This is a genomic window from Haloparvum sedimenti (assembly GCF_001462205.1).
Taxonomy (GTDB): domain Archaea; phylum Halobacteriota; class Halobacteria; order Halobacteriales; family Haloferacaceae; genus Haloparvum; species Haloparvum sedimenti.
This window is the reverse complement of sequence record NZ_LKIR01000121.1, coordinates 1-6,510: the sequence shown is the minus strand read 5'-3', so window position 1 is coordinate 6,510 and position 6,510 is coordinate 1. Positions and strand designations below refer to the sequence as shown.

Genomic DNA, 6,510 nt, shown 5'->3' with positions numbered 1-6,510 from the left:
GCTGTTCTGTCTCGACGGGACCAAGCGCGTGCAGGCGCTGTTCGTGCTGGTCGGCGTCGGGGTCCCGCTCGGCCTGTTCGTCGACCAGACCGGCCGGCTCGCCGAGGCCGTGGTCCGCACGCCGTGGGCCGCCGCGGTCGGGCTCGCGGCCGGCCTCCTGTCGGGAGCGGCCACCTCCTCCCGGTTCTACGGCGTCAAGCGCCCGCCGGACCTCTCCCCGCTGGAGAAGCTGCGGTGGATCCAGTTCCCCGCGGCCGGCGGCGCCTTCCGCTACGGCATGACCGCCGTCGCCACGGTCGTGGTCGTCGACTACGCGACGACCGTCGGCGGCGTGCTGGACCGGCTCCTCGTCGCGGTGGCGGGGGTCGTGCTGATCGGGGCGCTGTCTGTGTTCATGCGCTACGACCAGCGGCGGACGACGGTGGTCGTCTCGCCGCCCGACTTCGCGGGCGAATACAAGTACCAGCCGTACGCCGTCGGCGGGCTCTACGAGGCCGTCGAGCTGGATCGACACGGCTACCCGATCGAGGGCGACGGCGAGCTGGTCGGCGCGAGCACGCCGGACAGCCTCGCGAACCTTCAGGAGCGATTCGCTTCGTCGGTGGCGTTCGGCTTCGTCTCCTCGATGTTCCGCGGACTGCCCGGGATTCCGGACGACCTCGCCGAACGCCTCTTCCTCCGGACGGTGATCATCGAGTCCGAGGGATGGACGACCGACCAGATCGGCGAGGTCGACCCGGATCCGGGGCCGGCGGTGCTTCCGGCGGGCGCCGCACGAGCGGTCGCGCGCGTCCGCTATCACCTCCGCCGGTTCGTCCCGGTCCCGGTCCGCCGGGCGCTGCAGGGGACTCACAGCTCCATCCTCGACCGCCTCGAGGACGCCGACACCATTCTCCTCGTCGGGCCGACGCCCGGTCCCGACGAGGAGGCCCCCCAGGGAGCCGACACGCTCGCGGCGCTGTGTGAACGGTTCGGAGACCGTGCGGGGACCGACGTGGTCCTCGCGACCACGGAGGCCGGGCCGGTCGCCGAGGCGGAGGGACTGGCCCCGGACAGCCGGGTGTTCAAGCGGACCGTCGCGGTCCACCGGCTCGGCGTCGACGACGCCGCCTTCGGGACGGTCGCGGTCGTTCCGACCGACCGCTTCAACCTCGACCGGACCGCGGGACGCCCGGCCGTGGGCTTCGACGACCTCCTCGAGGAAATCTCCGGGTAGCTCCTGCGGGCGCGCTATCGCCACATCAGCAGGAGCGCCGCCGTCACGCCGATCCCGACCGCCCCGATCAACGGGGCGCCGCCGGCGATCCCACCGATGGTCAAAAGGACTCCTCCGAGCAGCGCCGCGCCGCCGACGACTCCGGCGATCCTCGGCGTCCGCTCTCTCTCGTCCGTCCGCGGCGTCTCCGCAGCGCCGGCCCTCTCCGAACCGCCGTCGCCATCGTCGTCGGGCGCGCGGTCCGCGCCGTCGGCCCCGTCGGTCTCGATGTCTCGGGACCCGTGAGCGAGGACCGTCATCCCCGTCTCGTCGTCCCGTATCCGAACGGCGAGCCCCGGCGCGAGGTGGTCGGTCCGCGCGGTCCGTGCGATGACGGCACCCCCGGCCGACGCCGGGTCGAGCCCGGATTCGCGAAGCGCGTCCAACAGCGCGAGCCCCGCACCGAACGTGCTGACCCCGACCGCGACGGGCGGGTCGGACTCGTCCCGTTCCCGCAGCAGGGACGCCACCGACTCGGCGCTCCCGTCGATCTCCTCCGGGGCAACGTCCGTCGGTCTCTCACCTCTCGTCCCCTCCGTCGGTGACTCTCCCGAATTTCTGAGAAACCGCCTGAAGGGGTCGCCCTCCGGCGTGTCGGTGCGGATCGCCCACCGGTCGTGGCGGCTGAACACCTCGGCAACCGCGGCGTGAAACGTCTCGGCCGAGAGAGATTCGTCGCCGCCGGGGCACACGACCGCGTAGAACAGTTCTTCCGAACGACGACGGGCGGGAACGATGCCGCGGATCTCCTCACGGTCCGGATCGACCACGAGCCGGACGCCGGCGTGAAAGTCGCGCTGGACGAGGTCGCGTTCCGCCTCGTCGACGCCGTCGGCGTCGCGGACGAGACACTGGCCGCTCGCGGCCGCGTAGACGCGAACGCGGCTACTCGACATCGACGGCCGCCCCGCCTGACTCGCGGTCGGGTCCGCCGTTCCGTTCGGTGGCGGTCGTTCCGCCGGCCTCCCGATCCGAGCCGGCCTGCGGTCCGTCGACGCGTGCGCTGCCGGCCCCGTCGTCCGGGCCGCCGCTGGCGCCCTCCATCGCCTCCTGTGCGGCGGCGTACATGACACGGTAGCCGGACTCGATCACGGAGTCGTCGCCGCCGGTCAACGACGCCTGCTCCAGTAGCCGCCGGTTCTCGAACCGGTCGAGGACCAGGTCCGAGCCCTGGAGGATCGTGCCGTTTTTGATCTCGATCCCGGGCGTCTCCGTGGCGGTCCGGTCCTCGTCGATCTCGAACCAGACCGGGTAGACGAACGCCTCGAACGTGTCGGAGAGCATCTGGTCGAACTCCGGGAACGCGTTCTCGATGTACTCCTTCTGGATCCACCGCGCGTGGACCTTCCGCCCCTGGCGGTCGTGTCTGAGGAACTCGGTGGGGGTCGTGTCGAACAGCCCGGCCTCCCTCGAGCGCTCGACGTGCTCGCCGAGCGCCCCGCCGTGGTCGCCGGGGGCGTCGACCAGCCGCGCGGCGTCCTCGTAGACGCTGAGGAAGTCCTCGTTGACCAGGTCCGACATCGTCGTCGTCCAGACGAAGCTCTTGCGCCGGTCGTCGTTGAGGATCCTGATGAGCTCCTTGTACTCCTCCTTGTACTCGTCGCGACCCGAGCGGTCGCGGGCGACGTAGTAGTAGTTGCCGTCGGGCGTCCGCGGGAGGTACTCCAGTTCGCCCCACGGGTCCGGATACGGTTCGCCGGTGTCGACGTACCGAAGCTCTCCGTCCTCGCGGTGGACGCGGTCCGCGCTCCCGTCCGGCGTCCTGACGACGAACTCGCCGTCCGTCTCGGCCGGCTCGATCAGCTTGACGCTGTCGAGGTACTTCGGTGTGTTGCCCCGCTCGATAGCCCGGCTCAGGAAGTCGTCCAGCGGGATCGTGAACACCACGATGTCGGCCGCGTCGACGAGCTTCGCGAGCGCCATCATCTCGTGTGCCGCGTCCTCCTCGAGGTCGCGTACTCCCTCGTCCCAGGAGTCCTCGCGCTCGTCGAGGGGAACGAACCGCTTCACGGCCGCGGTCAGCCGCCCGAACAGCGACGGCTCCTGGCGCTGCCGGTAGTTGATGATCCGGTCCGAGAGCGGTTCCTCGGACCCCTGCCCGGTGAGCTTCTCGCCGGGGTAGTCCAGCGTGCTGATGGTGTGCCGCTTCCGGAACACCGGTCGGTTGGACATGTACCTGAACTCGTGATAGGTTACCTCGTCCGTGAGGTTCGGGAACCGCCGTTCGTCCTCGAGCCGTGATCGGATCTTGTCGAGGGAGCCATCGCCGTCGCCCTCGCGCGCCTCGCGGTCCACGTCGCCCGCGAGCCCGCCGATCATCGAGGTCTTCCCCGACCGTGCGGGGCCGAGCTGGACGATCTTCACGTCGCTGTCGTACTGGGTGAACTTGTAGAAGAGTAGCGCGAGCACCAGGCCGGTCGCCCCGTGTACCGGCACGTCGTTCACGGCGGTGAGGCCAGGCGACCCGGTCCCCAGCCCGAGGTGGAGGTCCGCCAGCCCGACCACGACCGTCGCGACCACTCCCGCGAAGAGCAGCGTGGGCGCGCGGCGGAAGGAGACCGGCGGTACGCCGCGAAGCCGCTTCGCTCGGCCGATGAGCCGTTGGACGAGCGGCAGCCCGCCCGCCTGCGCGCCGGCGACGACCGCCACCACGCCGAGCGAGGCCGTCCCGATCGTCACGTCGCCGATCAGCGTCGGCCGGAGCGTGCCCCCGGCGTACGCCGCGGCGCCGAGTAGCGTCAGCGGCGCGAACGTCTGATACCGTTTGTACGTGTCGAAGGCCCACACCAGGGACACGCCGAGTGCGACGCCGAACACGCTCACCTGTGCGCGGAGCGGGCCGCCGAGCACCTCCGACAGCAGCGCGAACGCCGCGAACAGCAGTCCCTCGTTGGCCCACGCGGCCGCGAGGACGTCGCCGGTGAAGAACGTCGCAGTCGCCGCGATCCCCACCAGGTACGCGGCCGCAACCCCCACGTCAACCACGCCGGGCTGCTGGATCCACTCGCGCAGCCCCCCGCTCCCGATCTCGTTGTTCACGTAGAGTCCCATTTCGTCGTTGATACAAAACTGTTTTTCCACCGCATCGTCGCGCTCGATTCGTGAAAGCAACCCGTTAAGTGATGGCCGGTCCTATCTCGGGTATGGCCGACGCAACGGATCTGGAGGAGCTCAAACGCGGAACGGAGCTCGTGAAGCGAGGCTTCGCGCGGATGCAGAAGGGCGGCGTCATCATGGACGTCGTCACGCGCGAGCAGGCACGGATCGCCGAGGACGCGGGCGCGGTCGCCGTGATGGCCCTGGAGGCCGTCCCGGCGGACATCCGCAAGCGCGGCGGCGTCGCGCGGATGCCCGACCCGACGAACGTGACCGAGATCATCGACGAGGTGTCGATTCCCGTGATGGGTAAGTCCCGGATCGGCCACCTGAAGGAGGCGCAGATCCTCGAGGCGCTCGGCGTCGACATGATCGACGAGTCCGAGGTGCTGACGCCCGCGGACGACGACTACCACATCGATAAGCGCGACTTCACGTCGCCGTTCGTCTGCGGCGCCCGGAACCTCCCCGAGGCGCTCCGCCGCATCAACGAGGGCGCGGCGATGATCCGCACGAAAGGCGAGGCGGGCACGGGCGACGTGAACCAGGCGGTCGAGCACCAGCGCACGATGCAGCGCCAGATCCGCGAGATCAAGGGCCTCGAGTACGACGAGCGCGAGAAGTGGGCCCGCGAGCACGGCGCCCCGCGCGAGCTCGTCCACGAGACCGCGGAGCAGGAGCGGCTCCCGGTCGTCAACTTCGCGGCGGGCGGCATCGCGACGCCCGCGGACGCCGCACTGATGATGCATTACGATTGTGACGGCATCTTCGTCGGCTCCGGCATCTTCGGCGCGGAGGACCCCGTCGAGATGGGCAACGCCATCGTCGAGGCGGTCAACAACTGGGACGACCCCGAGGCGCTCGCGGATATCGCCAGCGGCATCGGCAAGGGGATGAAGGGCCAGTCGAAGGACTCCATCCCGGAGGAGGAGCGGCTCGAAGGCCGCGGCGTCTGACCGCGGACGACCTTCGCTCCCGCACTCGTCGATCGAAACGCGGTGTTTCCCTTTTGGCTCGTTGAAACCCTATTCTTCGGACACACCACGCCCGAAACAGCCGTAAGATCGCGCTTGCGAATTGGCCACGAAAAAAGAAGCCCTCGTTACCAGTGACGTCTCTAAAGAAGGACAGGCCATATTTGGTCGTCAGGGGGTTCCTGCAATGGGGAGGAGGACGAACGTCACGTACGAGAGCGCGGTGGCGATAGAGGGGCCAATAATCCAGAACGCGACGAAGCGAACGACGGAGGAAGGATCGAATAATTGCTCGACGTCTTGAACGTTCTCGGGATTCTCTTGGCCGACCGGGGCGATTTTATCATCCGTCTCAGCGGTGACTGCCCCTACCGAAATTTTGCCTTCGACGTTCCCTTTCATGAGATCGGTGGCTCCCGTTGGGCGGGTTGCTCGTCCCCATCCGAGACCGACGATACACATGACCGTCGAAAGTGCGAGACTCATCGGGATACCGATGTATGAGGCCACCGTCGTGATGCTTGCAGCAACGACCATCACGATAGTCGCTGCCAGTAACGGCAGGTCAGTGAGATCGTTTCCGACGGACTCCATCGTCCGCCGTGCAATGGTAAACGCACCGAGACCGATTGCAACAGTCCCGAGTATGACCGCATTTTCGACGCCGATTAGTCCACCCCCGACGAGTGGTGCGACCGCGTTGGCAACGTTGCTCGCACCGGCACTAAACGACATGTAACAGGCGATAACGAGCACCACGCTCGTGCTGACCACCTCACGGGGAGTGGTGCCGGGGCCCAATTCCGGCATCGGTACTACTCCGGAGCGGTCAAGCGTGAGAAGCGGGCCGCTGGATTGCTCAAGGGCGAACTTCTGATCGAGATAGGGGTAGAGATACCGACCGATGACCGCACCGAACCAGAACCCGACGACTGGTGCGATGACCCACCAAACCATAATCGAACCGATGACCGCATAATCGAGCTGACCAGTTGCGAGCCCGAGACCCGCGATCGCCCCGACCGCCGTCATCGAGGTTGAAACGGGAACACCGTAGAGGTTGGCAAATAGCATACCGAGTCCGATAAACCGGCTGTGTTGAATCGCTGTAAGGCGTAGAGATTCACTGTTTGACGAAGCGCTTGATGTTATAGACGACACACATCAGCGCGATTTCGCGGAATT

The 6,510-nt window shown here is 67.8% G+C and carries 5 protein-coding genes; 2 read left to right on the top strand and 3 right to left on the bottom strand.

Annotated elements, in window-relative coordinates:
- A partial coding sequence (locus AN233_RS07300) for a hypothetical protein (RefSeq protein WP_218055072.1) occupies positions 1-1,216 on the top strand: 1,216 nt, incomplete at its 5' end.
- Positions 1,217-1,230: 14 nt separating this feature from the next.
- Here AN233_RS07300 and AN233_RS07295 read toward each other — a convergent pair.
- Both AN233_RS07295 and AN233_RS07290 read right to left on the bottom strand, forming a co-directional pair.
- Positions 1,231-2,151 (bottom strand): hypothetical protein, encoded by a 921-nt coding sequence (locus AN233_RS07295; RefSeq protein ID WP_058366140.1) that lies wholly within the window; start codon positions 2,149-2,151, stop codon positions 1,231-1,233.
- On the bottom strand, positions 2,141-4,294 hold the full coding sequence (locus AN233_RS07290; protein ID WP_125919994.1) for a hypothetical protein: 2,154 nt from the start codon (positions 4,292-4,294) through the stop codon (positions 2,141-2,143). The genes AN233_RS07295 and AN233_RS07290 overlap by 11 nt, the downstream gene beginning before the upstream one ends.
- 104 nt (positions 4,295-4,398) lie before the next feature.
- Here AN233_RS07290 and pdxS point away from each other — a divergent pair, with 104 nt between their 5' ends.
- Positions 4,399-5,307 carry a pyridoxal 5'-phosphate synthase lyase subunit PdxS gene (gene pdxS / locus AN233_RS07285; RefSeq protein WP_058366138.1) on the top strand — a complete coding sequence of 303 codons (909 nt, stop codon included), beginning with the start codon at positions 4,399-4,401 and terminating at the stop codon, positions 5,305-5,307.
- A gap of 189 nt (positions 5,308-5,496) precedes the next feature.
- Here the strand turns inward: pdxS and AN233_RS07280 are convergent, their stop codons facing one another.
- Positions 5,497-6,486, bottom strand: a complete 990-nt coding sequence (locus AN233_RS07280) for an inorganic phosphate transporter (RefSeq protein WP_343123572.1) — start codon at positions 6,484-6,486, stop codon at positions 5,497-5,499.
- Between the last annotated feature and the right edge of the window lie 24 nt (positions 6,487-6,510).

Bases quoted from the DNA above. Each gene is read 5' to 3' on its own strand.
- AN233_RS07295 (WP_058366140.1), bottom strand. From the start codon at position 2,151: ATGTCGAGTAGCCGCGTTCGCGTCTACGCGGCCGCGAGCGGCCAGTGT.
- pdxS (WP_058366138.1), top strand. From the start codon at position 4,399: ATGGCCGACGCAACGGATCTGGAGGAGCTCAAACGCGGAACGGAGCTC.